We start from the raw sequence: 26,021 nt of genomic DNA on the forward strand, positions 1-26,021 counted from the left end.
GGATGCAACCGGAAGCGGCATTGCCAACCACCCGGATGTGCGCCGTAAAGGCCAGACAACATCGCAGCGCCTCCGGGCAGGAACCGAACCCCGTCTGGCCGAGGAGGACGGATGTCTGCCTACCAAGCCGCTGGCGAAGGCGCAGCGGTGGCTCTTAACGGATCTCATCTCACACTGGTCGTCGTGGTCGCCGCGGTGGCCCTCCTGGCCCTGGCCGTCGCCGGAGGCCTCGTACGGGAGGTGCTCGCCGCGGGACAGGGCACCGAACGCATGCAGAACATCGCGCGAGCCGTACAGCAGGGAGCGGCGGCCTACCTGACGCGTCAGTTCCGCACGCTCGCCGCGTTCGTCGTCATCATTCCCCTGCTGCTGTTGCTGCTGCCCGCCGAGTCGACGGGCGAGCGGATCGGCCGCTCGGTCTTCTTCGTGGTCGGCGCGCTGTTCTCCGCGCTGACCGGCTTCATCGGCATGTGGCTGGCGGTACGCGGCAACGTACGGGTCGCCGCGGCGGCCAGGGAGTCCGGCGAGAAGGTCGCCATGCGCATCGCGTTCCGCACCGGCGGCGTCGCGGGCATGTTCACGGTCGGCCTGGGCCTGCTGGGCGCGGCCATCGTCGTGCTCGTCTACAAGGGCGACGCGCCGAGGGTCCTCGAAGGATTCGGCTTCGGCGCCGCACTGCTCGCGATGTTCATGCGGGTCGGCGGCGGCATCTTCACCAAGGCCGCCGACGTGGGCGCCGACCTGGTCGGCAAGGTCGAGCAGGGCATCCCCGAGGACGACCCGCGCAACGCGGCCACCATCGCCGACAACGTGGGCGACAACGTCGGAGACTGCGCCGGCATGGCGGCCGACCTGTTCGAGTCGTACGCCGTCATGCTCGTCGCGAGCCTGATCCTCGGCAAGGCGGCCTTCGGCACCGAGGGACTGGTCTTCCCGCTGATCGTTCCGATGATCGGTGTCATCACCGCGATCATCGGCATCTTTACCACCGCGCCGCGCAGCCGCGACCGCTCCGGAATGTCCGCCATCAACCGCGGCTTCTTCATCTCGGCGGCCATCTCGGCGGTCCTGGTGGCCGTCGCCGCCTTCGCCTACCTGCCGGCGACCTTCGCCGAGCTGTCCGGTGTGAGCCAGGAGATCGCGGCGGTCACCTCCGACCCGCGCCTGATCGCGATCGGTGCGGTGCTCATCGGTCTGGTCCTGGCCAGCGCGATCCAGATCCTCACCGGCTACTTCACCGAGACGAACCGCCGCCCGGTGAAGGAGATCGGCGAGAGCTCCCTCACGGGTCCGGCGACCGTCATCCTGTCCGGCATCTCGGTCGGTCTGGAGTCCGCCGTCTACTCGGCACTGCTGATCGGTGGTGCGGTCTACGGCGCGTTCCTGCTCGGCTTCGGCAACGTCACCGTCGCCCTGTTCGCGGTCGCGCTCGCCGGCACCGGCCTGCTGACCACGGTCGGCGTCATCGTGTCCATGGACACGTTCGGCCCGGTCGCCGACAACGCCCAGGGCATCGCGGAGATGTCCGGCGACGTCGAGGGCGAGGGCGCCCGCGTGCTCAACTCCCTGGACGCGGTGGGCAACACCACCAAGGCCATCACCAAGGGCATCGCGATCGCCACGGCCGTGCTGGCCGCCACCGCCCTGTTCGGCGCGTTCCGCACCGCGGTGGAGGGTGAGCTCGGGCGGGCGACGCAGGCCGTCAAGGACATACTCGGCTCGTTCGCGGACTTCAGCCTGTCGGTGGACGCGCCGAATGTGCTGGTCGGCCTGGTCGTCGGCGCGGCGGTGGTGTTCCTCTTCTCGGCCCTGGCGATCAGCGCGGTCGGCCGCGCGGCCGGCCGGGTGGTCTACGAGGTGCGCGAGCAGTTCCGTAGCAAGCCCGGGATCATGGACGGCAGCGAGCTGCCCGACTACGGCCGGGTGGTCGACATCTGCACCCGTGACTCGCTGCGCGAGCTGGCCACGCCCGGTCTCCTCGCGGTGCTGACGCCGATCGCGGTCGGCTTCGCGCTCGGGTACGCGCCGCTGGGCGCCTTCCTCGCCGGCGCCATCGCGGCCGGCACGCTGATGGCGGTCTTCCTGGCCAACTCCGGTGGCGCCTGGGACAACGCCAAGAAGCTCGTCGAGGACGGTCACCACGGCGGCAAGGGCTCGGAGGCCCACGCCGCCACGGTGATCGGCGACACCGTCGGCGACCCGTTCAAGGACACCGCCGGCCCGGCGATCAACCCGCTGATCAAGGTCATGAACCTGGTCGCGCTGCTGATCGCCCCGGCCGTCGTCGCCTACGCCGACAACGTCGCGGTCCGCGCGAGCGCGACCGTCGTCGCGGTGGCGATCGTGGTGGCCGCCGTCGTCATCTCCAAGCGGCGCTCCAGCGGCATCGTCCCCTCCGGTGAGGGCGACCGCGAGAGCCGCGCCTCGGAGGCCGTCGCGGGCTGATCGTCCCGCCTGATCGGCAGACCGAAGGAAAGGTCCCCCGCTCCCGGAGCGGGGGACCTTTCTTCCTAGACTGGGTCGCTATGGACAAGCCGAGCGGCGCGCGGACTCTGGGGCTGATCCTGCTCACCATGGCGGTGATGTTCGCGGTGATAATCGGCCTCGCCGTCTGGGCGGCCGGGTGAGCGGGGCCGGCCACGGCGGTGCGGTGAGGACGCTCGTCGTGATGCGGCACGCGGAGGCGGGCCACGTTCCGGGCCTGTCGGATCGGGAACGCCCGCTCACCGAGGCGGGCGAACGCGACGCCCGCGAGGCGGGCGAGCTCATCGGACGCCTGAAGCCGGACCTGGTGATCTGCTCGCCGGCGGTGCGCACTCTGCGGACCGCCGAGCTGCTGGGCCTCGACGCGCCCGTCGAGACCGAGCGGGAGATCTGGGAGGCGTACCCGGAGGAGCTGCTGGACCTGCTGCGCCGTACCGATCCGGACGTGCACACGCTCGTCCTGGTCGGACACAACCCGGGGGTGCACCAGCTCGTCCTGGGTCTCACCGGCACGACGGGCGATGGCTTCCCGCCCGGGGCCGTCGCCGTGATCCGGCTCCGGGAGTCGTGGGCCGAGGTCCGGTTCGGCACAGAACAGCTGGTCGAAATGTGCCATCCTGACCGTTTTCGGGAAGAGGCGACCTGAGAGAGAGCTAGGGGAGACCTGAGGAAGGGCGGGCGCCTCTCGGCATGAAGGTCGTGCGACTGCTCAAGCCACAGGACGGACGCCTCGCGCTGGGTTTCGGCCTGACCGGAGCCGCGTGCGTGGTCATCCCCCTGATGGTCGGCCTGCTCACGGGTCACGCCACGAGCGGTGCGGTCGTCGGGCTCGGGGCGTGGCTGGTCACGGGCCGGGCCGTCGTGAACCCGGCCGCCGTCCGCCTGCCGTACCTGCTGGGTGTGGTGGTCTCGATCGGTGTCGGCACCGCGCTGGGGATCCTCGTCGCCGGTCAGAACTGGCTCATGGTGCTGTCCGCCGCGGCCGTGGCCGGGCTCAGTGGGCTGATCCCGTCGATCGGGGTCACGCCCACGCTCACCCTGCTGCTGACCGCGGCGAATCCGCTGCCGCTCGATCCGCTCGCACACACCGCCCTGCAGATGCTCGGGGGACTGCTGGCGAGCATGATCCTGACGCTGCCGTGGTGGTGGCGGCAGACGCGGCCGCTCGTCACGGTGCTGTCCGACCTGGCCGATGCGCTGGCCGAGCTGGCCGAGGCCGTCGCCCAGCCCGATCTCGCCGCTGATGAATGGGACGTCCTGCGCCGCCGGGCCGCCGCCGCGCTCGTCGACGCGGACCGGCGGGCGCGGGCACGCAGCCGCCGGCAGCGACGCTCGCAGGTGGTCGACGATGTGGTCGCCACGCTGCGACGGGTGTTTCACGAGGTGGCGGCCCTGCATGGGCTGTGCGGGTCGCTCAACCGGCAGGCCGGACGGGTGGGGGACAAGGTCGGGATGCGCGAGCTCGCCGCCGCTGTCGCCTGTGCGCTGCGTACGTTCATGACGCCGTCGGATGCGGTGCGCCGTTCATGCCGGGCGCGCGAAGCGGTCTCCGGCTTCGCCGTACGCGTGCACGACCTCCGAGCCGGATCCGCCGGCAGCGAGCACGACATGCTGGTACTCGTCATCCTGCGGCAGATCGTGCACGCCGCCGAGCGGATCGACCAGGCGTTGGCCGGGTCGGCGGTGAGCGCACGGATGGCCTGTGCGCCGGGGCTCTTCCTGCCGGCGATCGCCGACCTGGCGGTCCCGCCCACCGCGGAGCTGCGATCGCGGCTCGGCTTCGACAACCCGCGGGTACGGCACGCTCTCCGGGTCGTGCTCGGCACGGCCTTCGCCACCCTGATCATCGTGCTGTACCGCCCTCCTTTCCCGCAGTGGCTGGTCATCGCGGTGCTGGTGACGCTGCAGCCGACGTACGGGGAGACCCGGTCGAGGGCGTGGGCCCGCATCGCCGGAAGCACGGTCGGCGGGCTGGTGGCCGCGGTGATTCTGCATCTCGCGCCCGAGCACTGGCCGCTGGCGCTGCTGATCGGCGTCTCAGCGGCGTTCGCCTTCGGTCTCGCCGCCACGCATCAGGCCTATTGGGCGACGTTCATGACCATGTGCGTGCTGCTGCTGCTCGACTTCCAGGTCCAGCAGACGGAGGTGGTGGCCGAGTCGCGAATCGTACTGACCATCATCGGCGGACTGATCGCGGTCGCCTGCACCCGGCTGCTGTGGCCCCGAGGCGAGACGGCCCGGCTCGCCGACCGGGTCGCCCGCATGATGAACTCCCACGCGGCGGCTGCGCGTGTGCTCGCGCAGCTCAGCCGGGGAAGGACGGCCGCGGAGCGAGCGGAGGAGGCCATCGTCGAGGCGGCGAGGGACGCGAACGCGGTCACAGACTCACTGACCTATGTCGTTCATGAGCCCACCAGGATGATGGCGCCCGGCCGGAAGAGCCCGACCGGGAAGGCACCGGCGGGCAGAACTCGGGCCGGTCGGGCGCCGGGCGGCAAAGAGGTGTCGGAGGACGTCGAGCAGGTGCTCGGCACGGCACAGCACGTACGCGACGACATGTTCACGCTGACTTCGGTGCTGCGCGACCAGACGGGCGGCGAGGGCGGGGTGCCGTACGTGCTCGAGACGCTCGCGGACCGGATCACGGAGGCCGCGGACGCGGTACAGGCCAGGGTGCCGTACGCGATGACAGGCGAGGCGAACCGCGGGCTCGCCGAAGAGGCGGAGCGGCTCGGGGCACTCGCGGAGCGTCGTCTCGCCGAGATCGCGGCGGACGAGAACGAGACGCCGACACGCTTCGCGCTGGTGCATCTCGCGGCGGTGGACCACGCATTGCGCTCGCTGTACGCGGACGCGTCCCAGCTGTGCGAGGCGGCCCCCTCCGCCTTCGAGGCCGGCTGAAACTTCGGACGGGGTCGAACGGGAGCCTTTCAGACGGGCATGGGCGGCATGCCGTCTTCGGCGTCGGCCGCCTCGACCTCCTCGCGCGAGATGCCGAGCAGGTAGAGGATCGTGTCGAGGTAGGGGACGTTGAGCGCCGTGTCCGCCGCCTCCCGTACGACCGGTTTGGCGTTGAACGCGATGCCGAGACCGGCGGCGGCCAGCATGTCGAGGTCGTTGGCTCCGTCGCCCACCGCCACGGTCTGGCTGAGCGGGATGTTCGACTCGGCGGCGAAGCGCTCCAGCGCGCGGGCCTTGCCCGGCCGATCGACGATTTCGCCGATGACCCGGCCGGTGAGCCTGCCGTCGACGACCTCCAGCGTGTTGGCGGCCGAGTAGTCGATGCCCAGGTCCTGGACGAGCATGTCGGTGATCTGGGTGAAGCCGCCGCTGACGACCGCGAAGCGGTAGTCGAGACGCTTGAGTGTTCGTACGAGCGTGCGCGCCCCCGGCGTCAGCACGAGCTCCTTGGCGACCTTCTCGAAGATCTCGTCGGACAGTCCTTCCAGCAGGGAGACCCGCCTGACCAGCGACTGGGCGAAGTCGAGCTCGCCCCGCATGGCCTCCTCGGTCACCCGGGACACCTCGTCGAGACAGCCGGCGTGCTTGGCCAGCAGCTCGATGACCTCGTTCTGGATGAGGGTCGAGTCGACGTCCATGACGATGAGCCGTTTGGCGCGGCGGTGCAGTCCGCTGCGCTGGACGGCCACGTCCACCTGCTGTACGGCTGCCTCGGCCGCCAGCGCCACCCGCATGGCCTGCGAGTCCGCACCGGAGACCGCCATCTCGATGCAGGTCACCGGGTAGCTCGACAGCCGCTCGATCCGGTCGATGTTGGCGCCGCACGCGGCTATCCGCCCGGTGATCCCGGCCATCGCCGCGGGCATCAGGGGCGCGCCGACCACGGTGACGTGGAGACGGCCGCGGCGGCGGCGTTTCTCCTTGGACACGGTGCCCGACGCGATCTCCACGTCCATGTCGAGGTCGGCGGCCACCTGCTCGACGGCCGTCCACAGGCCGCCGATGGTGCCGCCGGTGCCGGTGGGCGGGCCCCCGGCGTACGCGACCAGCACGCCGAGGGTGAGTCGGCCGCGGATGACGACCTGCTCCACGTCGGCTACGGTCACGGGAAAAGCGGTCAGTACGGCGAAGAGCCGTGAGGTGACGCCGGGGCGGTCCGGACCCGTCAGCGTGATCAGGAGCGTGCGCTGGTTCACGTTGTTTGAGGTTACTGTGCGGGCTTTCATGACCGTACAGCAGGTGCCCGAACCGCCCGGCGTCAGGACGTCATCCACGCCACTCGGCTACTTCACGACCTTGGTCGTGACCTTCTTGCCGTAGAACCAGCTCTTGTAGCCGAGTTCCTTCAGCGCCCGGGGGTCGAGGTTCTCCGCACCGGTCGGCACGTCGAAGACGATCGCCCCGAGGGTCGCCTCCGCCTTGCCGCGGTAGCCCTTCTTCATCTGGATCGTGAGGTTGAGCCAGTCGTAGTCGCCGACCTCCAGGACGTACGGACTCCAGCAGACGACCGCACGACCTTCGATTTCACAGGCCGAGTCCTTGGGACCGGAGTACCAGACCTTCTTGACCCCCTTGGGCAGGATTCCGGTCATCCAGTAGTAGTCGGCGTGGTGCGGCCCCGTGTTGACGGCGCGGATCTTGTACGTGATCTTCCTGTTGACCTTGACGGCCTTGGGGTGACTCACCTTGACCTTGAAAACGGAGTAGGGGTCGTCGAGCTTCGCGGCCACCGCCCGCGCCGCGGCAGGCGCGGCGGGAGCGGCCGAGGCGGCCGGCGCGGTGGTGAGGAACACGGCGCCCGCGAGCGGGGCGACCAAGGCGATCTTGGCTATCTTGCCGATCGGGTTGTGCATGTGTGGTTTGTCTCCCTGAAACAAGGGGGAGCTGATGAACCCCCGTGAAAGGGGATTTTTACCATCTTTTTGCCTAGACCGGAAAGATATTTCAGATCAAGATCTCATGTAGCCGGCTAACGGACGATCGTGCTGCCCGTCTTGACCCACCGGATGTCGGAACCGAACTCGCTCATCAGCTCGGCCGGATCGGTGTTGAGGGGGGTGTCCACCACGGCGCCGCCGAAATAGCCATAGAGCTTTCCGCGAGCCGATCCCTTCACCCAGACCTTGGCCCAGAACGTGTAGCTCTTGCCCTTCTTGAGGCCGGGGAGCACGCAAAGGGCCCGGGTCAGCTCCCGCGTGCACTTCTCGCGATAACGGGAGTTCTTGGGGACGTAGATCCGCACCTTCGAGGCGTTCTTGGGGAACTTGACCGCGAAGAAGATCTCGTCAGTCCTGGTCCTGAGGTTGTTGACCAACTTGACCTTGTAGGACGACACCGTGCGCCCGGCACGCACCCGAGAGGGATAGCTGACCTGGATCCGGACGGGAGCGGCGGCGGCCGTACGCGCTCCGGCCTCGGCCGTGGCGCCGGTGTGGGCGAGGGAGTGGGCGGGGACGGGTACGGCGGCGGCCGGGCCGGGGGCGGCCAGCGCCACCGCCAGCGGAACGATCACAACCGCCGCGGACTTGCCGATTAGGTTTCGCATGCCCGTCAGCTTTTACGATCCGCATAACGATTCGATCAATGTGGTCGTTCACAGGACCGGGCCGCCGACAGGAGTGCCGCGATCCCGCGATGGGCGGTGTTCCCACCCGTCCAGGACGGCTCGCCGATGTCGGGGTGCACAACGCGCCGCGGCATGCCGACGCGCGGGCATCGCCGTACGGCCGTCGCCGGCCGGGGCGAGGCCGGTGCGTTCAGATCTGGAAGATCGCGTGGTGGGCCGCGATGCGGGCGCGTCGTACGGCCCGGTCGAGATCGCGCAGTGCCTCCCCGCGTGCGGCGATCTGCCCGGCCGTCAGCCCGCGTTCGTCGGCGAGGCGCAGCGCGAGGGCGAGCCGGGCGGCGAGGACGCCGACTCGGTGGGCCCGCCCCGGATAGCCGGGCGCCAGCGGGACCTCGGCGTCGTCCTCGCCCTGGACGGCCGCCGGGAGGCCCTGCGCCGGTCCTGCGACGGCCAGCAGCGCGTCGGTGGCCGACCGCATGGCGGTGGAGAGCGCCCGTTCCGCCTCCGCCAGCGATGGCAGGTCGGGCGGAGCAGCGGACGCCTCGTGGACGGTCCAGCGAACCCCCGAGTAGGACGAGCCGCGCCGGTCAGCGGCCGGCACCAGGCCGAGGCACCGGCCGGACAGTACGGCGATCACGGCCTGACCCGCGTCGATGGCGATGCCGTTGAACGCGGGGGGACCGGTGAGCCCCAGAGGATCACCGGGAGCGGGCAGGGCCAGCCGCAGCGCGCGCAGCCCCTCGATCCGCCGGTCCGCGAGGAACGCGCGGAGCGTGCACTCGCCCCCGCCGGCCGCCGTGTCGCCGGCCGTCACCTGGGGGCCGGCGGCGGCTTCCAGCCGGTCCACCACGTCGTCCAGCCCGGTATGTCCGGCCAGCCAGGAGTTGCCCCAGGAGACCAGCGTCGCGGAGACCGGTGAATCGATGCGCACCCGATCCACGATATGCGCTCACCTGCCATAGTTTTATGGCAAAGAACCTTGGGAGGGGGGCCACATGGGCGGTCAGGTGCTTCGGTTTCAGGACGTGGCCGTCCGCAGGGACGGAGCCGTCCTGCTGCGGGGCATCGACTGGAGCGTCCGGGAGGATGAGCGCTGGGTCGTCATCGGTGCCAACGGCGCGGGGAAGACGACCCTGCTGCAGGTGGCCGGGGCGCTGCTCTACCCGTCCGAGGGCGTCGTCGAGATCCTCGGAGAGCGGCTGGGCCAGACCGACGTGTTCGAGCTGCGGCCCAGGATCGGACTGGCCAGCGCCGCGCTCGCCGAGCGGATCCCGCCGGACGAGAAGGTCATCGATCTCGTGCTGACCGCGTCGTACGCGATCCTCGGCCGGTGGACCGAGGAGTACGACTCACATGACGTGACCCGGGCCGTGGAACTCATCGACCAGTTCGGCTGCGCGCATCTGATCCGCCGCAGGTTCGCCACGCTGTCCGAGGGCGAGCGCAAGCGCGTGCAGATCGCCCGGGCCATGATGCCCGACCCCGAACTGCTGCTGCTCGACGAGCCGGCCGCCGGGCTCGACGTGGGCGGCCGGGAGGATCTGGTACGCCGCCTGGGCGCGCTGGCCAAGGACCCCAAGTCCCCCACGATGGTGCTGGTCACCCACCATGTCGAGGAGATCCCCGCTGGGTTCACCCACGCGCTGCTGCTCCGGCACGGCTCGGTGGTCGACCAGGGGCCGCTTGAGTCGGTGCTGACCGCCGACAACCTGTCCCAGACCTTCGGCGTGCCCCTCTCCGTCGACCGGGGCCGGGAGGGCCGCTGGTACGCCCGCCCGCAGTGACCTCTCGTACGGATGTTTCCCTAGAGTCGGGAAAAGACGTATGAGGGAGTAAGCCAGTGACGCCGTTAGAGGTGGTCGCGGTGTTCGCGGCCGGGATAGGGGCCGGGGGCATCAACGCCGTGGTGGGATCGGGGTCACTGATCACGTTTCCGACGCTGCTGGCCCTCGGATTCCCGCCGATCGTGGCCAACGTCTCCAACAACGTGGGCATGGTGCCGGGTGGCGTCACCGGCGTGGTGGGCTATCGGCCCGAGCTCAAGGGGCAGCGCGACCGGCTGATCCGGCTGGGGACGGCGTCGGTGCTCGGCTCGCTCGTCGGCGGCGTGCTGCTGCTGTTCCTTCCGGAGAAGGCGTTCCAGGTGATCGTGCCGGTGCTCATCGGCCTCGCCTGCGTCCTGGTCGTGGCTCAGCCGAGGCTCAGCCGATGGCTGGTCCGGCTGCGGGTGCACCCCAACGGCGGGCCGTGGCTGTGGCTGGGCGTGCTCCTGGCGGGGGTGTACGGCGGCTATTTCGGCGCTGCCCAGGGAGTCGTGCTCATCGGGCTGCTCGGCCTCTTCCTCGACGAGGACCTCCAGCGGATCAACGCGGCGAAGAACATGCTCTCGCTGCTCGTCAACGGCACGGCCGCGGTGCTGTTCGCGGTGATCGCACCGGTGGACTGGACGGCCGCGCTGCTGGTGGCGCTCGGCACGGCCGTCGGCGGCTTCCTCGGCGCACGGCTGGGGCGTCGGCTCCCCCCGATGGTCCTGCGCGGCTTCATCGTCGTCGTCGGAGTCGCCGCGATCGTGAAACTGCTGGCTTGACCAGCGACCGTCCGTCAGTCGGCGGGACGCACCTGGACGATGCCGTCCTGACGTAGGCGCGTCTTGAAGGACGGTTGGCGTGCGGTGGCCGGGCCGTGCACCACGGAGCCGTCGGAGATGCGGAAGACGCTGCCGTGCCACGGGCAGACCACGCACGGGTCGCCCCCGTTGACCGTGACGTGCCCCTGGTGCAGGGGGCCGGCGAGATGGGCGCAGTCGTCGGCCAGCACGCTCACCCCGTCGCCGAGGCGCAGGACGAACAGGTCGATGTAGCCCAGACGCCGCCGGACCGGCCGGCCGTTGGGCAGGTCCTTGAGCGCGCACAGATCGTGCCAGCCGAGCGGCATGAGGTGGCTGACCGGCTGGGCGTGGTTGCCTCCCGCACCCTGCCGATAGGCGAGGTGACCGCCGAGATAGCCGCCCGCGCTCGCCGCGCCGAGCCCGGCGTACCCCAGGAAGCGTCCGGCCCGTTCCCGCCCGGCCATCCGCAGGAGCAGCGAGCCCGTGTAGAACGCGGCGGCCGTGATGTTGGTGAGCGCGTGCACCAGGCCGACACGCTGCTGCTCCCGGTGGAGGGCCGACCAGTCCGTGAGACCGGCCGCCGCCGTGGGCAGTGCCGAGCCGAGTCCGGTGGCGATCAGCATCCGTGCGGCCCGTGGGTCGGCCCTGGAGAAGTCCAGCATGGCGGAGGCCATCCAGCAGCCGAAGGTGACCATCGCCCCGGCCGGATGCAGGGGGTGTCCGATCGGGACCCCGTGCAGGACGTCCCTTAACCTGCCCGTGCCGAGTCTGCGGCACACCGCCTTGGAGATCTTGTAGATAGGCCGGTCGAGGGTGGTGGTCCGTTCGAGCCCGTCGAGGAGATCAGCGGACCGGATCATCCGGGGCCGGCCCGCGCGCCGCGACCTGGTCGTCTCTTCCATCTTCAGCCCCCCTAACACCCGAGCACTTACCCCCGATAGAGGAGCCTTCACGGTTGGATCACGCGGAGAAGCTGCGGCCGACCTCCTCGACCTCACGGACCAGGTCGAAGCGCGGGTCGCGGTAGAGGCGGGCACCGAAGCCGGTACGGTTGACCGTCCACTGCAACTCTCGCGCCCATCTGTCCTGATCCGCGCATAATGCCCGGTCTGCCAGATTCATGTGGGTCTTGATTAGTAATAGCCAGTTGCTACCGTGGGGATGCATAGGAGACTCCTTTTCGGGTGGCATCGAGGTGGAGTGCTCATGTGCTTTCTCCGGGCCGGAGGTGGCGGCCTTCGGCCCGGCCATGTCGGTTTCCGGTGGGACTGTGCCGACTTCCCCGCGGAACCGTTCTCGGACCGTATCCCCGCATCGGATCGTGCCCCCGGTCGATCGTGTCCCGTTGAGACCGCGAGACACCTTCCCTCTACCGATCGTGACGCAGGACGGATATCGCTGCAATACTTGACGAAAGGAAACTTGCAAGGTTCTTCTCGGCGTACGCCGTACCGTGCGGTGCAAGTTGCACCAACGGGGAACGGGTAGCCTTCGGAGGTAGTTGCAGCGCGGCGAAGGGGGTCGGTCGGGATGCCGGGTCATGGCAGTCCCACCGTCCGCAGGCGGCGGCTCGGTCAGGAACTCCGCCGGTTGAGGGAGCGCGCCGAGCTGACCGGGGACCAGGTCGCGGCCCGACTGGGCTGGTCGGCCGCGAAGGTCAGCCGGATCGAGACGGCCAGGACCTCGCCACGCGAGAGCGACATAGAGGCGCTTCTGGTGATCTACATGGTAGATTCTGACCAGCGCCAAGAGCTGCTGGCCCTTCATCGGGACGCCAACAGAAAAGGCTGGTGGGAGGAGTATCGGGACTCCCTGCCCAAGGAATACACGACTTTCCTGGGGCTGGAGGCCGAGGCCGTGATGGCACGCAACTGGGAACCCCAGGTGGTGCCGGGTCTGTTCCAGACCGAGTCGTACGTCCGGGCCATGATGGAGAGCGGACAGCGGAGCACCTTGGATCCGCCCGGCGGTCTCCGGAGCCGGATCGAGGTCCGGATGGCCCGTCAGGAAGCCGTACTCCACGGGGAGAACCCGCCCGAGATCTCAGTCGTCCTGGAGGAGTCCGTCCTGCTGCGGCCGTTCGGCGGAGACGAGGTCATGCGGGAACAGCTCCGGCGTCTGGTCGAAGTCTCCGAACTCCCGCGCGTCGCGCTGCGGGTGCTCCCGTTGGACGCGGAGCATCCGATAAACACCGGGGCGTTCTCCCACCTCAAGCTGCCGGAGTTTCACGATGTCGTGTACCTGGAGGCACTTCTGGGCGGGCGTCTGATCGAGGACGAGGCGATCGTCTATCGCTATGAGGTCGCCTTCGACTATCTCGAGACGAAGGCCCTCGACGTGGGCGCTTCCCGGAAACGTATAGAGAAGACCATCAGCCGCTGGTGACGAGCCCGCGGCGGGGAGATCGATATTTCATGAATTCAACTGAGCTGTCCGGCTGGCGGAAGAGCAGCCGGAGTGCGAATAACTGTGCCTGCGTCGAGGTCGCCCCCCTGCCCGACGGGCATGTGGGGGTGCGCGACAGCAAGGACCGGAGCGGCCCCGTGCTCGTTTTCACCCCGGCCGAATGGGACGCGTTCATCGGCGGCGTCAAGGACGGTGAATTCGACCTCTGATCGGGTGCCTCTGACGGGGTGGCGCGGCGTCGCGGTCAGTCGGCGAGCAGGTGAGCGCGGCCGAACATGGCGGCCGCTGCCCGCGCGCTCGGTGTGCCCGCATCGAGGTCGGCGCCCGCGTCGCGAAGCACGGTCACGACCTCGTCAGCGCCCTTGAACAGGGCGCCGGCGATCGGCGCCTGATCGCGCGCGTTGCGCAGGTCAGGATCGGCGCCGCGAGCGAGCAGCGCGCGTACGGTCCCCGCGTGCCCGTGGTAGGCCGCGAGCATGAGCAGGGTGTTGGCATCGGCGTCCGCGGTGTCCACCGGCAGCCCGTGGTCGATGAACTCCATCAGCTGCTCGGTGTCGCCGCCGCGCGCCAGGTCCATGGCGATCGCCACGACCCGTTCGACCTGCTCCGGGGTCAGTCCGCTCGGCCCGCCGCCGCTCATGGGTGTTCTCCTGATCACGCCTGCGAAATCGAGTCCGGCGTGGTGCACGTGACGCGCACCACGCCGGGATGGTGTTCACCGGGATGAGGGGGATCCGCTGATGGCGGAGCCTCAGATCCGGCCGGCGGCCAGCGCCTCGATCGCCTTGCGCACGCCCTCGCCGTACGCCGGGTCGGCCTTGGTGCAGTTGGCGATGTGCCGCTCGATCGTCGCCTGCGAGGCGCCGTCGATCGCCCGGGCGGTGTTCTCGAAGAGCACCTGCTGCTGCTCCGGAGACATGTTCCGGAACAGGATGCCGGGCTGCTCGTAGTAGTTGTCGTCGTCCTCGCGGTAGTTGAACCGGTCGGCGACCGCCCCGACGGCCTGGCTCGGCTCGCGGTAGGCGGGCTGCTCCTGCCAGCGGCCGTACGAGTTCGGTTCGATGCCCGGCGTGGAGCCCTGGTTGCCGTCGACGCGCATGGCGCCGTCACGGTGGAACGAGTTGACCGGACACCTCGGCGCGTTGACCGGGATCTGGTGGTGGTTCACACCCAGGCGGTAACGCTGGGCGTCACCGTAGGAGAACAGCCGGCCCTGCAGCATCCTGTCGGGCGAGAACCCGATGCCCGGCACCACGTTGGCCGGGGAGAACGCGGCCTGCTCCACGTCGGCGAAGTAGTTGTCGGGGTTGCGGTTCAGCTCCCACTCGCCGACCTCGATCAGCGGGTAGTCCTTCTTCGACCACACCTTGGTGAGGTCGAAGGGGTGATAGCGGTAGGTCTCGGCCTCGGCCTCCGGCATGATCTGGACGTAGAGCTTCCACTTCGGGAAGTCGCCCCTCTCGATCGCCTCGTAGAGGTCGCGCTGGTGGGACTCGCGGTCCCGGCCGATCAGCGCCCCGGCCTCGGCGTCGGTGAGGTTCTTGATGCCCTGCTGGGTGCGGTGGTGGAACTTCACCCAGAACCGCTCGCCCTGGGCGTTGTAGAAGCTGTAGGTGTGCGAGCCGAACCCGTGCATGTGACGGTAGGACGCGGGGATGCCGCGATCCGACATCACGATCGTGACCTGGTGCAGGGCCTCGGGCAGGTTGGTCCAGAAGTCCCAGTTGTTCTCGGCGTCACGCAGGTTGGTGCGCGGGTCGCGCTTGACCGCGTGGTTGAGGTCGGGGAACTTCAGCGGGTCGCGGAAGAAGAACACGGGGGTGTTGTTGCCGACGAGGTCCCAGTTGCCCTCTTCGGTGTAGAACTTCACCGCGAAACCGCGGATGTCCCGCTCGGCGTCGGCCGCGCCGCGCTCGCCGGCGACCGTCGAGAAGCGGGCGAACATCTCGGTCTGCTTGCCGACCTCGGAGAAGATCTTGGCGCAGGTGTACTGGGTGATGTCGTTGGTCACCGTGAAGGTGCCGAACGCGCCCGACCCCTTCGCGTGCATCCGGCGCTCCGGGATGACCTCGCGGTCGAAGTGGGCGAGTTTCTCCAGGAACCACACGTCCTGGAGGAGCATCGGGCCGCGGGGCCCGGCGGTCAGGGAGTTCTGGTTGTCGGGAACCGGTGCGCCGGCGACGGTGGTCAGCGGCTTCTGGTTGTTCGCAGGCAAGGTCGCTCCTCTTGGTTGTGTTCGGGGTGCTCGTTCACCGCTGGATGCGATGATCATGCAGGACGGACCCGATGGATCACGTGGTGATCGACCTGTCGGTCATAGAGCCGTCCTCCGGGGCTTCTGCTGGGGTGAAACGGATTCGACAGGCGTCGAATCGGCTGGAGCGGTGCTGGTGAGCTGGCAGTCGGGGCAAAAGCCCCAATAGATGACGTCTGCTTCGTCGATCAGGTATCCGGCGTCGTACGCCGGTTCGAGGCACGGTGCGTGTCCGACCGCGCAATCGACGTCCGTGACCCTCGCGCACCGCCGGCAGACGAGGTGGTGATGGTTGTCTCCCACCCGCGTCTCGTACCGCGTCGGGCTTCCCGCGGGCTCGATCCGGCGAAGCAGTCCGCCGCGCTGCAGCGCGTTCAGCGAGTCGTAGACGGCCTGCAGGGACACCTGTCCGACCCGTCGGCAGACACCGCGGTGGATGGCCTCCACATCGAGGTGGTCGCCCTCACGCACGGTCTGCAAAATCGCCAGGCGGGCGGCCGTCACCCGGAGCCCGGCCTGTCTGAGTCGGTCGGTGTCCTGCACACGTCCACGTTAGCAGCAAACCTGAACAGTTCAAGTAAAGGAAATAACCAAGTTTTCGACGCGCGGAACGTCGGTGTGAGCAGGTCGTGACCCGGAGATGGCATGCTCGGGTGCCGTGAGACGTGAGCCCCTTGCCGTTACCCTCCTCGCCCTCCTCCTCGCCACAGCGTGCACCGCTGCCGAAGGGGAGCCCACGCCCACGCCGGTGGAACAGCGGGCGACCAGCGCCGCGCCGTCTCCCAAGCCGCGGCCCCGGCCGTACACGATCTCCTTCGCCGGAGACGTGCACTTCGAGGGCATCCTGCGCACCCGGCTCGACCGCGACCCGCGAACGGCTCTCGGCCCCATCGCCGCGGTCCTACGCAAGTCGGATCTCACGGCGCTCAATCTCGAGACGGCCATCACCACCGGAGGCAGGCCCGCCCCGGGCAAGCAGTACACGTTCCGGGCGCCGGCCTCGGCCTTCACGGCGTTGAAGGCGGCCGGGGTCGACGTCGTGACCATGGCCAACAACCACGGCATGGACTACATGGAGAGCGGTCTGGCCGACACGCTCGCCGCGATCAAGAAGTCCAGGTTCCCGGTGATCGGCGTCGGCAAGAACGACACCGAGGCCTTCCGCCCGTTCCGTGCGACGGTGAAGGGCAACCGTGTGTCGATCATCGGCGCCACCCAGGTGCTCGACACCGAGTTCATCCAGTCCTGGACGGCGGGGCCGGGCAAGGCGGGCCTGGCCTCGGCGAAGGACGAGCCCCGTCTCATCCGCGCGGTACGGCAGGCGCGCAAGAACTCCGACACGGTCATCGTCTTCCTGCACTGGGGGGCCGAACTGGTCAAGTGCCCCACTCCGGTGCAGCGCGGCCTGGCGGACAAGCTCATCAAGGCGGGCGCCGACGTGATCGTGGGCAGCCACGCGCACATCCTGCTCGGCGGTGGATACTCCGGCCGGGCCTATGTCCAGTACGGCCTGGGCAACTTCGTCTTCTACAACTGGGGGCCGGAGACCGGTGCGACCGGCGTGCTGACCCTGCGGATCAACGGCAGAAAGGTGCTCAGCGACCAGTGGACGCCGGCCCGCATCGACGGCGGCGTCCCGATCCCCCTGACGGGCGACGCCAAGCGGCAGGCGCTCGCCAACTACCGGGCGTTGCGGGGCTGCACCGGGTTGTCGGCAACACAATCGGTGGCAAATCCGGCGGCTGACGGATAAGCGCTGACCGAGGCGGCGGGAAGAGGGCAAGATGGATGAATGTCCAGCCAGCCTGTTGGGGAAAGTCAGCGGTCGGTAGATCCTCTGCGCCGCAGGCCCTCCCAGCGCCGAAGCGCGCGGAGGGTGGAGCGGATGCTCGACGCGTGCGCGGAGCTGCTCGACGAAGTCGGTTACGAGGCCCTGTCCACCACCCGGGTCGCCGAGCGGGCCGGTGTCGCCGTCGGCTCCGTCTACCAGTTCTTTCCTGACAAGCGGGCCCTCAACGACGCCGTGACGAGGCGGAACGTCGAGGTGTTCGTCGCCAGGGTGGGCCGCCGCTTCATCAGTGAAGACTACGCCGGATGGTGGGACGCGGTGGACGCGATCATCGACGAGTACGTCGACATGCACCGGAACGTCCCCGGTTTCCGCTCGCTCCACTTCGGCGAAGTCTTCGATCTCAACCTCCTCGACTCGGTGGCCGACAACAACACCGTGATCGCCGGACGCCTCCGGGCGCTGCTGCTCGCCGAGTTCGGGCTCGTGGACAGTGAAGACCTGGATCGTGCCATTCTCGTCGCCGTCGAGGCAGGCGACGCCGTACTGAAGCTCGCCTTCAGGCACGACCCGAACGGCGCGCCGGAGATCGTCGCGGAGGCGAAGCAGCTGGTACGGGGCTACCTCTCCCGGCAGTTGCTGTCCGAGGAGGCGCCGAACCCGAGCTGAGCGAGGTACGCCCCGGCGACCGGGCAGCCGGGTCCGCCGCGGCGACGGGACGGCGGCCGCTGCGGCGCGGGCCGCGCCACGAGGCTGGGGCCGACGAGCGAGGTCCACGTGGTCGGCGCCTCGGCCGGCTGCTCGTATGCCGCGTCCTGCCAGGGCCTGCTGTCCGTTCGCGGGGGCGTCGGGACCTGCATGCCGTTCTCTTCCTGACGGCGGCCGGTGGACGGGCGGTCGGGGCACTCCGCGGACGCCGGCTCCACGGTCAGCTCCATCATGCGCAACTGGGCTCTGAGCCGGGAGAGCTCCTCGTGCGCCCGGTCGAGGGCCTGGAACTGAGCCGTCACATAACCGGCCATGCCGGGGAGCACGGCGGACAGCACCGCGGCGGAAGCGAGGGCCAGGATCACGCGCTTGGACATCGCATATCGCTCCTCGACGGGTTCGTACGGTGGGACAGGCGTGGGCAATATGCCCGGTTAGCTGCGAAGGAACACGATGCGCGGTCGAACGTGTACTAACCGTTGCTTCGTAAATGCCAGCCGTTGTCCTGCGAAGGCGGATTCGCCTGGGTAGCCTCGGCTGTGTGGCCCACGTGACGCGGGAGCAGCTGGACCGACTGCTCGATCAGGCTCTGCTGCTCGATGACCATGACGCCCTGGCCTGTCGGCTCGACGCACTGGCCCGGGGATACGAGTCCGGGGAGATGTCGAGGGCGGCGATCCTCGTCCTCGCCGCCGAGGAGTGGCGCCAGGCCGGTCGGCCCGCGACCGCCCTCGACCGGTTCCGCGACGCGCTCGAAGACGGCGGTGAAGTCCCGGTCGATCCTCGTGCCGGCATCGCCGACACCCTGTTCGAGCTGGGCCGAGCCGATGAGGCCAGGAAGGTGATAGCCGAGGTCGGAGCCCGCGGCTGGAATCCGGCCACCGCGCTCACCATCGCCGAGACGCTCGCGGCCTACGGTGATCTGGACGGCGCCCTCGAGTGGGCGACCGACGGGGTGCTGGCCTGTCCGGCCGGGATCACGATCAGGGACGCCCTGCTGCGCACCCGTTACCGCATCAGGGTCGATCTCGGCCTGCCCGAGGACGACCTCGACGCCCTGCTCTGCTGACCCCCCTTCCCTCCCCCCCAACCCCAAGACGTGATCTTGCGATTGCTCGCAGAGATGGCCGTTCACCTGCGCCGATGCCCTTCGTGATCTTGCAGAAACTCGTTCGTCGGCGCTACGACCAGGCGTTCCGTCGTTGGTGATCTTGCACTTGGCGGTCGCCGGCGATGTCTTCCCTGGTCTCGCCGCTTGTGAAGACCTCCGGGAGGTCGCCGTCGCCCGGGTCGGGTGGGAATGAGTTTGCGCGTTCCGAGGTTGAGTCCAGTAGGCTCAAGTCGTTTGACAAAGGCCGGTCGGCGACAGAATATTGAGCCTGACCGACTCAACTTTGACTACAAGGACGTACTCATGGCACGTGCGGTAGGTATCGACCTGGGGACGACCAACTCCGTCGTCTCGATTCTCGAGGGTGGCGAGCCCACGGTCATCGCGAACGCCCAGGGCTCGCGGACCACACCGTCCGTGGTCGCGTTCGCGAAGAACGGGGAGGTCCTGGTCGGCGAGGTCGCCAAGCGGCAGGCGGTGACCAACGTGGACCGGACGATCCGCTCGGTCAAGCGCGAGATGGGCACCAACTGGTCCGTCGAGATCGACGGCAAGAAGTTCACGCCCCAGCAGATCAGCGCGTTCGTTCTGCAGAAGCTCAAGCAGGACGCGGAGGCCTACCTGGGCGAGAAGATCACCGACGCGGTGATCACCGTGCCGGCGTACTTCAACGACGCCCAGCGGCAGGCGACCAAGGAGGCCGGTCAGATCGCGGGCCTGAACGTGCTCCGCATCATCAACGAGCCCACCTCCGCCGCCCTGGCGTACGGCCTGGACAAGGAGAAGGACCAGACGATCCTCGTCTTCGACCTCGGCGGCGGCACCTTCGACGTGTCCCTGCTCGACGTCGGTCAGGAGGACGGCCACGGCTTCGTCGAGGTGAAGGCCACCAGTGGCGACAACCACCTGGGCGGTGACGACTGGGACCAGCGCGTCGTCGACGAGCTGGTGACCCGCTTCAAGAACGCGCACGGCGTGGACCTGTCGAAGGACAAGATGGCCCTCCAGCGCCTGCGTGAGGCGGCGGAGAAGGCCAAGATCGAGCTGTCCGCCCAGACCGAGACGACGATCAACCTGCCCTACATCACCGCGTCCTCCGAGGGTCCGCTGCACCTGGAGGAGAAGCTGACCCGGGCCGAGTTCCAGCGGATCACCGCAGACCTGATCGAGCGCTGCAAGGGCCCGTTCCACCAGGTGATCAAGGATGCCGGGATCAAGATCTCCGACATCGCCCACGTGGTGCTCGTCGGCGGCTCGACCCGTATGCCGGCCGTGACCGATCTGGTCAAGGATCTGACCGGCGGCAAGGAGCCCAACAAGGGCGTCAACCCGGACGAGGTCGTGGCCATCGGCGCCGCGCTCCAGGCCGGCGTGCTCAAGGGCGAGGTCAAGGACGTCCTGCTGCTGGACGTCACCCCGCTCAGCCTCGGCATCGAGACCAAGGGCGGCATCTTCACCAAGATCATCGAGCGTAACACCACGATCCCGACCAAGCGGTCGGAGGTGTTCACCACGGCGGAGGACAACCAGCCGTCGGTGCAGATCCAGGTGTTCCAGGGTGAGCGTGAGATCGCCGCGTACAACAAGAAGCTGGCCACGTTCGAGCTGACCGGCATCGCGCCGGCGCCCCGCGGCATCCCGCAGATCGAGGTCACCTTCGACATCGACGCGAACGGCATCGTGAACGTCTCGGCGAAGGACCTCGGCACCGGCAAGGAGCAGTCGATGACGATCACCGGCGGCTCGGCGCTGCCGAAGGACGACATCGACCGGATGATGCGCGAGGCGGAGTCGTACGCCGAGGAGGACAAGAAGCGCCGCGAGGAGGCCGAGGTTCGCAACAACGCGGACGCGCTGGCCTACCAGACGGAGAAGTTCCTCCGGGAGAACGAGGACAAGATCCCGGCCGACGTCAAGACCGAGGTCAACGACTCGCTCGCCGAGCTCAAGAAGGCGCTGGAGGGCACCGACACGGCCGCCATCCGCACCGCTGCCGAGAAGCTCGCGACCGTCAGCCAGAAGATGGGCTCGGCCATCTACGCCCAGTCCCAGGGCGCGAGCGGTGGGGACGGCGCGTCGGCCTCCGACGCCCAGCAGGGCAAGGCCGATGAGGACGTGGTCGAAGCGGAGATCGTCGATGACGAGCCGAAGCAGGAGGGCGGCAGCAAGTGACCCCGCGTGAGAACGGTTCCGAGGAGGGGCCGGTGATCCGCGACAATCGCAAGATCGACCCGGAGACGGGCAAGGTCCGCGAGTCCGTCGATAAGCCCGAGCAGAGCACGCCGACCGGGAACACGTCGGTCACGGAGCAGCCCGGTGTGGAGGAGCAGGCCGCGGCCCAGACCGACACCGAGGTGTCGGGTCTCCTCGCCGAGCGGACGGCCGATCTGCAGCGCCTGCAGGCGGAGTACAGCAACTACCGCAAGCGGGTGGAGCGGGACCGGGTCGCGGTCAGGGAGCAGGCCACCGCGAACGTGCTCGCCGAGCTCCTGCCCGTGCTCGACGACATCGGCCGGGCTCGTGATCACGGCGAGCTCACCGGAGGCTTCGCCAAGGTGAGCGAGTCGCTGGAGGCGACACTCGGCAAGCTGGGCCTCAGCCCGTACGGCGCCAAGGGCGACCCGTTCGACCCGGAGGTGCACGAGGCGCTGATGCACAGCTACTCACCGGAGGTGACCGAGCCGACATGCGTCGAGATCTTCCAGCTCGGATATCGGATCGGTGACCGCGTCCTGCGCCCGGCACGCGTGGCCGTCGCCGAACCTCCGGAGGGCGAGGCCTCTGTCGGCGCGGCGGAGGCGACCGAGCCGGCCGGATCAGCGGAAACCGGCGCGTCCGGTGACCCGGACGACAACTGAATTCGAGGACGTCTCCCCCGGTCAGCGATGATCGGGGGAGACAGTCGAGAACCTTGCGAAGGAAGCGATAGATGAGCACCAAGGACTATTTGGAGAAGGACTACTACGCCGTCCTTGGTGTGCCCAAGAACGCGACATCCGAAGACATCAAGAAGGCCTATCGGAAGCTCGCCAGGCAGTATCATCCCGACGCCAACCCGGGGAACAAGGCGGCCGAGGACAGGTTCAAGGGGGTCTCCGAGGCCTACGATGTGCTCTCCGACGTCAAGCGCCGGAAGGAGTACGACGAGGCTCGCACGCTGTTCGGTTCCGGTGCCGGCGGCTTCGCCGGAGCCGGCGGCCACCGAGGTGGAGGCTTCAACTTCGACCTCGGGGACCTGTTCTCCGGCGGGACGGGGGGGACCGGAGACCGGATCGGCGACCTGTTCGGCGGTCTCTTCAACCGGGGTGGCGGTGCCCGTACGACCACCACGAGCAGGCCCCGGCGGGGCCAGGACATCGAGTCGGAGGTCACGCTCGCGTTCGGCGAGGCGGTCGACGGAACGACGGTGTCCCTCCGGTTGACCAGTTCGGCGGCCTGTCAGGCGTGCTCCGGCACGGGGGCCAAGGCCGGCACCACGCCAAGGGTCTGCCCGACGTGTGAGGGCACCGGGGCGGCCAGCCGGAACCTCGGCAACTTCGCGTTCTCCGAGCCGTGCCGCGACTGCCGTGGCCGGGGTCTCCTGGTCGACGACCCCTGCCCCGTGTGCGACGGCAGCGGCCGGGGCAAGAGCACCCGGACCATCCAGGCCCGGATTCCCGCGGGCGTGGGCGACGGCCAGCGCATCCGGATCAAGGGCAAGGGCGCTCCGGGGGAGAACGGCGGCCCGTCCGGCGACCTGTACGTGCTGGTCCACGTGAAACCGCATTCGGTGTTCGGCCGCAGCGGGGAGAACCTGACGGTGACCGTCCCGGTGACCTTCCCGGAGGCCGCGCTCGGCGCCGAGATCAAGGTGCCGACGCTCAAGGGCATGCCGGTCACCCTGCGCATCCCCGAGGGCACCCCCAACGGACGCACCTTCCGGGTGCGCGGCCGAGGCGCCGCGCGCAAGGACGGGACCAAGGGCGACCTGCTGGTCACCGTCCAGGTCACGGTGCCACAGAACCTCGACGACAAGGCCCGCGCGGCGTTGGAGGAGTTCCGCGACGCGACCGAGGGCCCCGATCTCCGCGAAGAGTTGATCAAGCAGGCCAGAAGCGAGTGAGCCGATGGATGCGAACTTTTTCGACCTGTCCGACGACACACCCGTCTATGTCATCTCGGTAGCCGCGCAGCTTTCCGGGCTGCACCCGCAGACCCTCCGCCAGTACGACCGACTCGGCCTCGTCAGTCCCGGTCGTACGGCGGGTCGCGGGCGGCTCTACTCGACCCGGGACATCCTGCTGCTCCGGGAGGTCCAGCGGCTGTCCCAGGAACACGGCATCAATCTCGCCGGCATCAAGCGCATCCTCGAACTGGAAACCGAGAACGTCCGCCTGCGTGAGGAGGTCACCCGGCTCAGGGGCGAGGTCACCATGATGCGCGCGCTCGTGCGCTACGAGCTACCACCTGCCTGACGTTCGCGAATCGAGGGATCGCAACATGGATTACAAGCTCACGCAGAAGAGCCAGGAGGCCCTGTCCGGGGCCGTCCGGCGCGCGGCGGCGGAGGGCAACCCCGAGGTGGCGCCGGCTCATCTGCTCGCAACCCTGCTGACCCAGAACGGCGGTGTCGCCGTACCGCTGCTGGACGCGGTCGGAGCCGACTGGAAGCGGCTGCGGACCCGGACCGAGGAGTTGCTCGACAGGCTGCCCAAGGCGCAGGGCTCGACGGTGAGCGCCCCGTCGAGCTCGCGCCAGCTCCTGTCGGCGCTCAACACCGCCGCTCAGCGTGCCAAGCAGATCGAGGACGAGTACGTCTCGACCGAGCACCTGCTGGTCGGGCTCGCGACGGACGGCGGGCAGGTGGCCGAGCTGCTCAAGGCCGAGGGCGCCGGCCCGGAGGCGCTGCTCGAGGCCTTCGAGAAGGTTCGCGGCCATGCGAGGGTGACCAGTGAGACCCCCGAGGACACCTACCAGGCGCTGGAGAAGTACGGGGTCGACCTCACCGAACGGGCGAGGTCCGGCAAGCTGGACCCGGTGATCGGCCGGGACGGCGAAATCCGCCGGGTCGTCCAGGTGCTGTCCCGCCGCACCAAGAACAACCCGGTGCTGATCGGCGAGCCGGGTGTCGGCAAGACCGCCGTGGTCGAGGGCCTGGCCCAGCGGATCGTGGCCGGTGACGTGCCGGAGAGCCTGCGGAACAAGCGGCTGGTCGCGCTCGACCTCGGCGCGATGGTGGCCGGCGCGAAGTACCGCGGTGAGTTCGAGGAACGCCTCAAGGCCGTGCTCAACGAGATCAAGAAGAGCGACGGTCAGATCGTCACGTTCATCGACGAGCTGCACACGGTGGTGGGCGCCGGCGCGGCCGAGGGGGCGATGGACGCGGGCAACATGCTCAAGCCCATGCTGGCGCGCGGCGAGCTGCGGATGATCGGCGCGACCACGCTCGACGAGTATCGCGAGCGCATCGAGAAGGACCCCGCGCTGGAACGGCGGTTCCAGCAGGTCTATGTCGGCGAGCCGACCGTCGAGGACACGATCGCGATCCTGCGCGGCCTCAAGGGACGCTACGAGGCGCACCACCAGGTGCAGATCTCCGACAGCGCGCTGGTCGCGGCGGCCACGCTGTCGGACCGCTACATCACCGCGCGGTTCCTCCCGGACAAGGCGATCGACCTGATCGACGAGTCGATGTCGCGGCTGCGCATGGAGATCGACTCGCGCCCCGTGGAGATCGACCAGCTCCAGCGCAGCGTCGACCGCCTCAAGATGGAGGAGCTCGCGCTCGCCAAGGAGACCGACGAGGCGAGCCGTCAGCGCCTGGAGAAGCTCCGCGAGGAACTGGCCAACCAGCAGGAGGAGCTGAACGGCCTGATCGGCCGCTGGGAGCGGGAGAAGGCCGGGCTCAACAAGGTCGGCGAGTTGAAGAAGCAGCTCGACGAGGCGCGCGGCGCGGCCGAGCGGGCTCAGCGCGACGGCGACTTCGAGGCCGCTTCCCGCCTGATGTACGGCGAGGTGCCGCGGCTGGAGAAGGAGCTCGCCAAGGCCACCGAGCTCGCGGAGAGCAGGGGCGGCGAGGAGGCCGAGGACGAGCCGATGGTCAAGGAGGAGGTCGGCCCCGACGACATCGCCGAGGTGATCTCGTCGTGGACCGGCATCCCGGCCGGGCGGCTGCTGGAGGGGGAGACCGCCAAGCTGCTCCGGATGGAAGACGAGCTCGGCAGGCGTCTGATCGGCCAGCAGCAGGCCGTACAGGTCGTCTCCGACGCGGTGCGGCGGGCCCGGGCCGGGATCGCCGATCCCGACCGCCCGACCGGCTCGTTCCTCTTCCTCGGGCCGACCGGCGTCGGCAAGACCGAGCTGGCCAAGGCGCTGGCGGAGTTCCTGTTCGACGACGAGCGGGCGATGACCCGGATCGACATGAGCGAGTACGGCGAGAAGCACAGCGTCGCACGGCTGGTCGGGGCCCCGCCCGGATATGTCGGATATGAGGAGGGCGGCCAGCTCACCGAGGCCGTCCGCCGCAGGCCGTACACCGTGGTGCTCCTCGACGAGATCGAGAAGGCGCATCCGGAGGTCTTCGACATCCTCCTGCAGGTGCTCGACGACGGCCGGCTCACCGACGGCCAGGGCCGTACGGTCGACTTCCGCAACACGATCCTGATCCTCACCTCCAACATCGGCTCGCAGTTCCTCGTCGATCCGAAGCTGGAGGCCGGCGCCAAGCGCGAGGCCGTGATGGCCGCGGTGCGGGGGGCGTTCAAGCCGGAGTTCCTCAACCGGCTCGACGACGTCATCCTGTTCGACGCGCTCGGCACCGAGGAACTGGCCCAGATCGTGGACCTGCAGGTCTCGCGGCTCGCCGAACGGCTGTCCGACCGGCGGCTGAAGCTGACCGTCACGCCGGCCGCCCGCGAATGGCTGGCGCTGACCGGCTACGACCCGCTGTACGGCGCCCGCCCGCTGCGGCGGCTGATCCAGTCGGCGATCGGCGACAAACTCGCCAAGGAGCTGCTGTCGGGAGCGATCCGCGACGGCGACGAGGTAATCGTCGACTCAGATCCGGCCGGTGACACGCTGAGCATCCGCGCCGTTAGGTAAGGTCTTCGCCACCATTCAGGCAAGCCGACCCCGTGAGTCCCCACCGCTGGCTAC

General features: G+C 69.0%; 25 protein-coding genes. 15 read left to right on the forward strand and 10 right to left on the reverse strand.

All coding sequences use genetic code 11. From position 1 onward, the window contains the following. Positions 1 to 111 precede the first annotated feature (111 nt). From AP234_RS08330 to AP234_RS08340, 3 genes are all read left to right on the forward strand, one after another. The gene (locus AP234_RS08330) at positions 112 to 2,445 is read left to right on the forward strand and encodes a sodium-translocating pyrophosphatase (protein ID WP_055479005.1); all 2,334 of its coding nucleotides are present in this window, start codon (positions 112 to 114) and stop codon (positions 2,443 to 2,445) included. Positions 2,446 to 2,650: 205 nt separating this feature from the next. Next, positions 2,651 to 3,130: a histidine phosphatase family protein gene (locus AP234_RS08335; RefSeq protein WP_235558034.1), complete on the forward strand. Its 480-nt coding sequence runs from the start codon at positions 2,651 to 2,653 to the stop codon at positions 3,128 to 3,130. 44 nt (positions 3,131 to 3,174) lie between these two features. Beyond that, a complete protein-coding gene (locus AP234_RS08340) occupies positions 3,175 to 5,385 on the forward strand; it encodes an FUSC family protein (RefSeq protein ID WP_055479006.1) in 2,211 nt (736 codons plus the stop codon). Between the two features lie 29 nt (positions 5,386 to 5,414). Here AP234_RS08340 and serB read toward each other — a convergent pair whose 3' ends face one another. From serB to AP234_RS08360, 4 genes are all read right to left on the reverse strand, one after another. Beyond that, positions 5,415 to 6,641, reverse strand: coding sequence for a phosphoserine phosphatase SerB (serB, locus tag AP234_RS08345; protein WP_235558035.1), 1,227 nt, complete (start codon positions 6,639 to 6,641; stop codon positions 5,415 to 5,417). 87 nt (positions 6,642 to 6,728) lie between these two features. After that, a complete protein-coding gene (locus AP234_RS08350) occupies positions 6,729 to 7,298 on the reverse strand; it encodes a DUF11 domain-containing protein (protein ID WP_055479007.1) in 570 nt (189 codons plus the stop codon). Between the two features lie 116 nt (positions 7,299 to 7,414). Then, positions 7,415 to 7,990: a hypothetical protein gene (locus tag AP234_RS08355; RefSeq protein WP_152990302.1), complete on the reverse strand. Its 576-nt coding sequence runs from the start codon at positions 7,988 to 7,990 to the stop codon at positions 7,415 to 7,417. A 211-nt stretch (positions 7,991 to 8,201) separates the two neighbouring features. After that, positions 8,202 to 8,942, reverse strand: a complete 741-nt coding sequence (locus tag AP234_RS08360) for a hypothetical protein (protein ID WP_152990303.1) — start codon at positions 8,940 to 8,942, stop codon at positions 8,202 to 8,204. A gap of 64 nt (positions 8,943 to 9,006) precedes the next feature. On the opposite strand from AP234_RS08360, the gene AP234_RS08365 reads away from it, so the two are divergent. Together AP234_RS08365 and AP234_RS08370 are read left to right on the forward strand one after the other, a co-directional pair. After that, positions 9,007 to 9,795, forward strand: a complete 789-nt coding sequence (locus AP234_RS08365; RefSeq protein WP_055479009.1) for an ABC transporter ATP-binding protein — start codon at positions 9,007 to 9,009, stop codon at positions 9,793 to 9,795. A gap of 56 nt (positions 9,796 to 9,851) precedes the next feature. Further along, positions 9,852 to 10,598, forward strand: coding sequence for a sulfite exporter TauE/SafE family protein (locus AP234_RS08370; protein ID WP_055479010.1), 747 nt, complete (start codon positions 9,852 to 9,854; stop codon positions 10,596 to 10,598). 14 nt (positions 10,599 to 10,612) lie between these two features. On the opposite strand, the gene AP234_RS08375 is transcribed toward AP234_RS08370, so the two are convergent. Then, on the reverse strand, positions 10,613 to 11,521 hold the full coding sequence (locus tag AP234_RS08375; RefSeq protein ID WP_055479011.1) for a Rieske 2Fe-2S domain-containing protein: 909 nt from the start codon (positions 11,519 to 11,521) through the stop codon (positions 10,613 to 10,615). Positions 11,522 to 11,579: 58 nt separating this feature from the next. Then, complete coding sequence (locus AP234_RS37095; RefSeq protein WP_160330392.1) at positions 11,580 to 11,741, reverse strand: hypothetical protein; 162 nt, start codon at positions 11,739 to 11,741, stop codon at positions 11,580 to 11,582. Positions 11,742 to 12,149: 408 nt separating this feature from the next. Here AP234_RS37095 and AP234_RS08380 point away from each other — a divergent pair, with 408 nt between their 5' ends. Together AP234_RS08380 and AP234_RS08385 are read left to right on the forward strand one after the other, a co-directional pair. Then, positions 12,150 to 13,004 carry a helix-turn-helix domain-containing protein gene (locus tag AP234_RS08380; RefSeq protein WP_055479012.1) on the forward strand — a complete coding sequence of 285 codons (855 nt, stop codon included), beginning with the start codon at positions 12,150 to 12,152 and terminating at the stop codon, positions 13,002 to 13,004. Between the two features lie 29 nt (positions 13,005 to 13,033). Then, the gene (locus AP234_RS08385) at positions 13,034 to 13,234 is read left to right on the forward strand and encodes a DUF397 domain-containing protein (RefSeq protein WP_055479013.1); all 201 of its coding nucleotides are present in this window, start codon (positions 13,034 to 13,036) and stop codon (positions 13,232 to 13,234) included. A gap of 35 nt (positions 13,235 to 13,269) precedes the next feature. Here AP234_RS08385 and AP234_RS08390 read toward each other — a convergent pair whose 3' ends face one another. From AP234_RS08390 to AP234_RS08400, 3 genes are all read right to left on the reverse strand, one after another. Next, positions 13,270 to 13,665 carry an ankyrin repeat domain-containing protein gene (locus tag AP234_RS08390; protein WP_055479014.1) on the reverse strand — a complete coding sequence of 132 codons (396 nt, stop codon included), beginning with the start codon at positions 13,663 to 13,665 and terminating at the stop codon, positions 13,270 to 13,272. A 111-nt stretch (positions 13,666 to 13,776) separates the two neighbouring features. Beyond that, positions 13,777 to 15,297 carry a catalase gene (locus tag AP234_RS08395; protein ID WP_200926293.1) on the reverse strand — a complete coding sequence of 507 codons (1,521 nt, stop codon included), beginning with the start codon at positions 15,295 to 15,297 and terminating at the stop codon, positions 13,777 to 13,779. A 42-nt stretch (positions 15,298 to 15,339) separates the two neighbouring features. Then, the gene (locus AP234_RS08400) at positions 15,340 to 15,822 is read right to left on the reverse strand and encodes a Fur family transcriptional regulator (protein WP_055479016.1); all 483 of its coding nucleotides are present in this window, start codon (positions 15,820 to 15,822) and stop codon (positions 15,340 to 15,342) included. Positions 15,823 to 15,937: 115 nt separating this feature from the next. Here AP234_RS08400 and AP234_RS08405 point away from each other — a divergent pair, with 115 nt between their 5' ends. Together AP234_RS08405 and AP234_RS08410 are read left to right on the forward strand one after the other, a co-directional pair. Continuing rightward, positions 15,938 to 17,032 carry a CapA family protein gene (locus AP234_RS08405; RefSeq protein ID WP_055479017.1) on the forward strand — a complete coding sequence of 365 codons (1,095 nt, stop codon included), beginning with the start codon at positions 15,938 to 15,940 and terminating at the stop codon, positions 17,030 to 17,032. A 132-nt stretch (positions 17,033 to 17,164) separates the two neighbouring features. Then, positions 17,165 to 17,737, forward strand: coding sequence for a TetR family transcriptional regulator (locus AP234_RS08410; RefSeq protein WP_055479018.1), 573 nt, complete (start codon positions 17,165 to 17,167; stop codon positions 17,735 to 17,737). Here AP234_RS08410 and AP234_RS08415 read toward each other — a convergent pair. Continuing rightward, positions 17,689 to 18,153: a hypothetical protein gene (locus tag AP234_RS08415; RefSeq protein WP_055479019.1), complete on the reverse strand. Its 465-nt coding sequence runs from the start codon at positions 18,151 to 18,153 to the stop codon at positions 17,689 to 17,691. The two genes, AP234_RS08410 and AP234_RS08415, sit on opposite strands and share 49 nt — an antisense overlap. A 164-nt stretch (positions 18,154 to 18,317) precedes the next feature. Here AP234_RS08415 and AP234_RS08420 point away from each other — a divergent pair, with 164 nt between their 5' ends. The 6 genes from AP234_RS08420 to clpB all read left to right on the forward strand — a co-directional run bounded on the left by AP234_RS08420 (position 18,318) and on the right by clpB (position 25,967). Then, on the forward strand, positions 18,318 to 18,845 hold the full coding sequence (locus AP234_RS08420) for a tetratricopeptide repeat protein (protein ID WP_200926294.1): 528 nt from the start codon (positions 18,318 to 18,320) through the stop codon (positions 18,843 to 18,845). 345 nt (positions 18,846 to 19,190) lie between these two features. Next, entirely contained in the window at positions 19,191 to 21,059 is a 1,869-nt protein-coding gene (dnaK, locus tag AP234_RS08425; RefSeq protein ID WP_055479020.1) for a molecular chaperone DnaK, read from the forward strand. Continuing rightward, positions 21,056 to 21,745 carry a nucleotide exchange factor GrpE gene (gene grpE, locus AP234_RS08430; RefSeq protein ID WP_055479021.1) on the forward strand — a complete coding sequence of 230 codons (690 nt, stop codon included), beginning with the start codon at positions 21,056 to 21,058 and terminating at the stop codon, positions 21,743 to 21,745. Before dnaK ends, grpE begins: the two co-directional genes overlap by 4 nt. Before the next feature lie 71 nt (positions 21,746 to 21,816). Beyond that, on the forward strand, positions 21,817 to 22,989 hold the full coding sequence (gene dnaJ / locus AP234_RS08435; RefSeq protein ID WP_055479022.1) for a molecular chaperone DnaJ: 1,173 nt from the start codon (positions 21,817 to 21,819) through the stop codon (positions 22,987 to 22,989). 4 nt (positions 22,990 to 22,993) lie between these two features. Next, positions 22,994 to 23,341 (forward strand): heat shock protein transcriptional repressor HspR, encoded by a 348-nt coding sequence (locus tag AP234_RS08440; protein WP_055479023.1) that lies wholly within the window; start codon positions 22,994 to 22,996, stop codon positions 23,339 to 23,341. 25 nt (positions 23,342 to 23,366) lie between these two features. Then, positions 23,367 to 25,967, forward strand: a complete 2,601-nt coding sequence (clpB, locus tag AP234_RS08445; protein WP_055479024.1) for an ATP-dependent chaperone ClpB — start codon at positions 23,367 to 23,369, stop codon at positions 25,965 to 25,967. Positions 25,968 to 26,021: the final 54 nt, after the last annotated feature.

Origin of the sequence: Sphaerimonospora mesophila (assembly GCF_001417795.1) — a bacterium.
Lineage (GTDB): Bacteria > Actinomycetota > Actinomycetes > Streptosporangiales > Streptosporangiaceae > Sphaerimonospora > Sphaerimonospora mesophila.

Bases quoted from the DNA above. Each gene is read 5' to 3' on its own strand.
- AP234_RS08350 (WP_055479007.1), bottom strand. From the start codon at position 7,298: ATGCACAACCCGATCGGCAAGATAGCCAAGATCGCCTTGGTCGCCCCG.
- AP234_RS08410 (WP_055479018.1), top strand. From the start codon at position 17,165: ATGCTCGACGCGTGCGCGGAGCTGCTCGACGAAGTCGGTTACGAGGCC.
- clpB (WP_055479024.1), top strand. From the start codon at position 23,367: ATGGATTACAAGCTCACGCAGAAGAGCCAGGAGGCCCTGTCCGGGGCC.
- AP234_RS08415 (WP_055479019.1), bottom strand. From the start codon at position 18,153: ATGTCCAAGCGCGTGATCCTGGCCCTCGCTTCCGCCGCGGTGCTGTCC.
- AP234_RS08355 (WP_152990302.1), bottom strand. From the start codon at position 7,990: ATGCGAAACCTAATCGGCAAGTCCGCGGCGGTTGTGATCGTTCCGCTG.
- AP234_RS08375 (WP_055479011.1), bottom strand. From the start codon at position 11,521: ATGGAAGAGACGACCAGGTCGCGGCGCGCGGGCCGGCCCCGGATGATC.
- AP234_RS08340 (WP_055479006.1), top strand. From the start codon at position 3,175: ATGAAGGTCGTGCGACTGCTCAAGCCACAGGACGGACGCCTCGCGCTG.
- AP234_RS08440 (WP_055479023.1), top strand. From the start codon at position 22,994: ATGGATGCGAACTTTTTCGACCTGTCCGACGACACACCCGTCTATGTC.
- AP234_RS08330 (WP_055479005.1), top strand. From the start codon at position 112: ATGTCTGCCTACCAAGCCGCTGGCGAAGGCGCAGCGGTGGCTCTTAAC.
- AP234_RS08385 (WP_055479013.1), top strand. From the start codon at position 13,034: ATGAATTCAACTGAGCTGTCCGGCTGGCGGAAGAGCAGCCGGAGTGCG.
- AP234_RS37095 (WP_160330392.1), bottom strand. From the start codon at position 11,741: ATGAATCTGGCAGACCGGGCATTATGCGCGGATCAGGACAGATGGGCG.
- AP234_RS08380 (WP_055479012.1), top strand. From the start codon at position 12,150: ATGCCGGGTCATGGCAGTCCCACCGTCCGCAGGCGGCGGCTCGGTCAG.
- dnaJ (WP_055479022.1), top strand. From the start codon at position 21,817: ATGAGCACCAAGGACTATTTGGAGAAGGACTACTACGCCGTCCTTGGT.
- dnaK (WP_055479020.1), top strand. From the start codon at position 19,191: ATGGCACGTGCGGTAGGTATCGACCTGGGGACGACCAACTCCGTCGTC.
- AP234_RS08365 (WP_055479009.1), top strand. From the start codon at position 9,007: ATGGGCGGTCAGGTGCTTCGGTTTCAGGACGTGGCCGTCCGCAGGGAC.
- AP234_RS08390 (WP_055479014.1), bottom strand. From the start codon at position 13,665: ATGAGCGGCGGCGGGCCGAGCGGACTGACCCCGGAGCAGGTCGAACGG.
- AP234_RS08395 (WP_200926293.1), bottom strand. From the start codon at position 15,297: ATGATCATCGCATCCAGCGGTGAACGAGCACCCCGAACACAACCAAGA.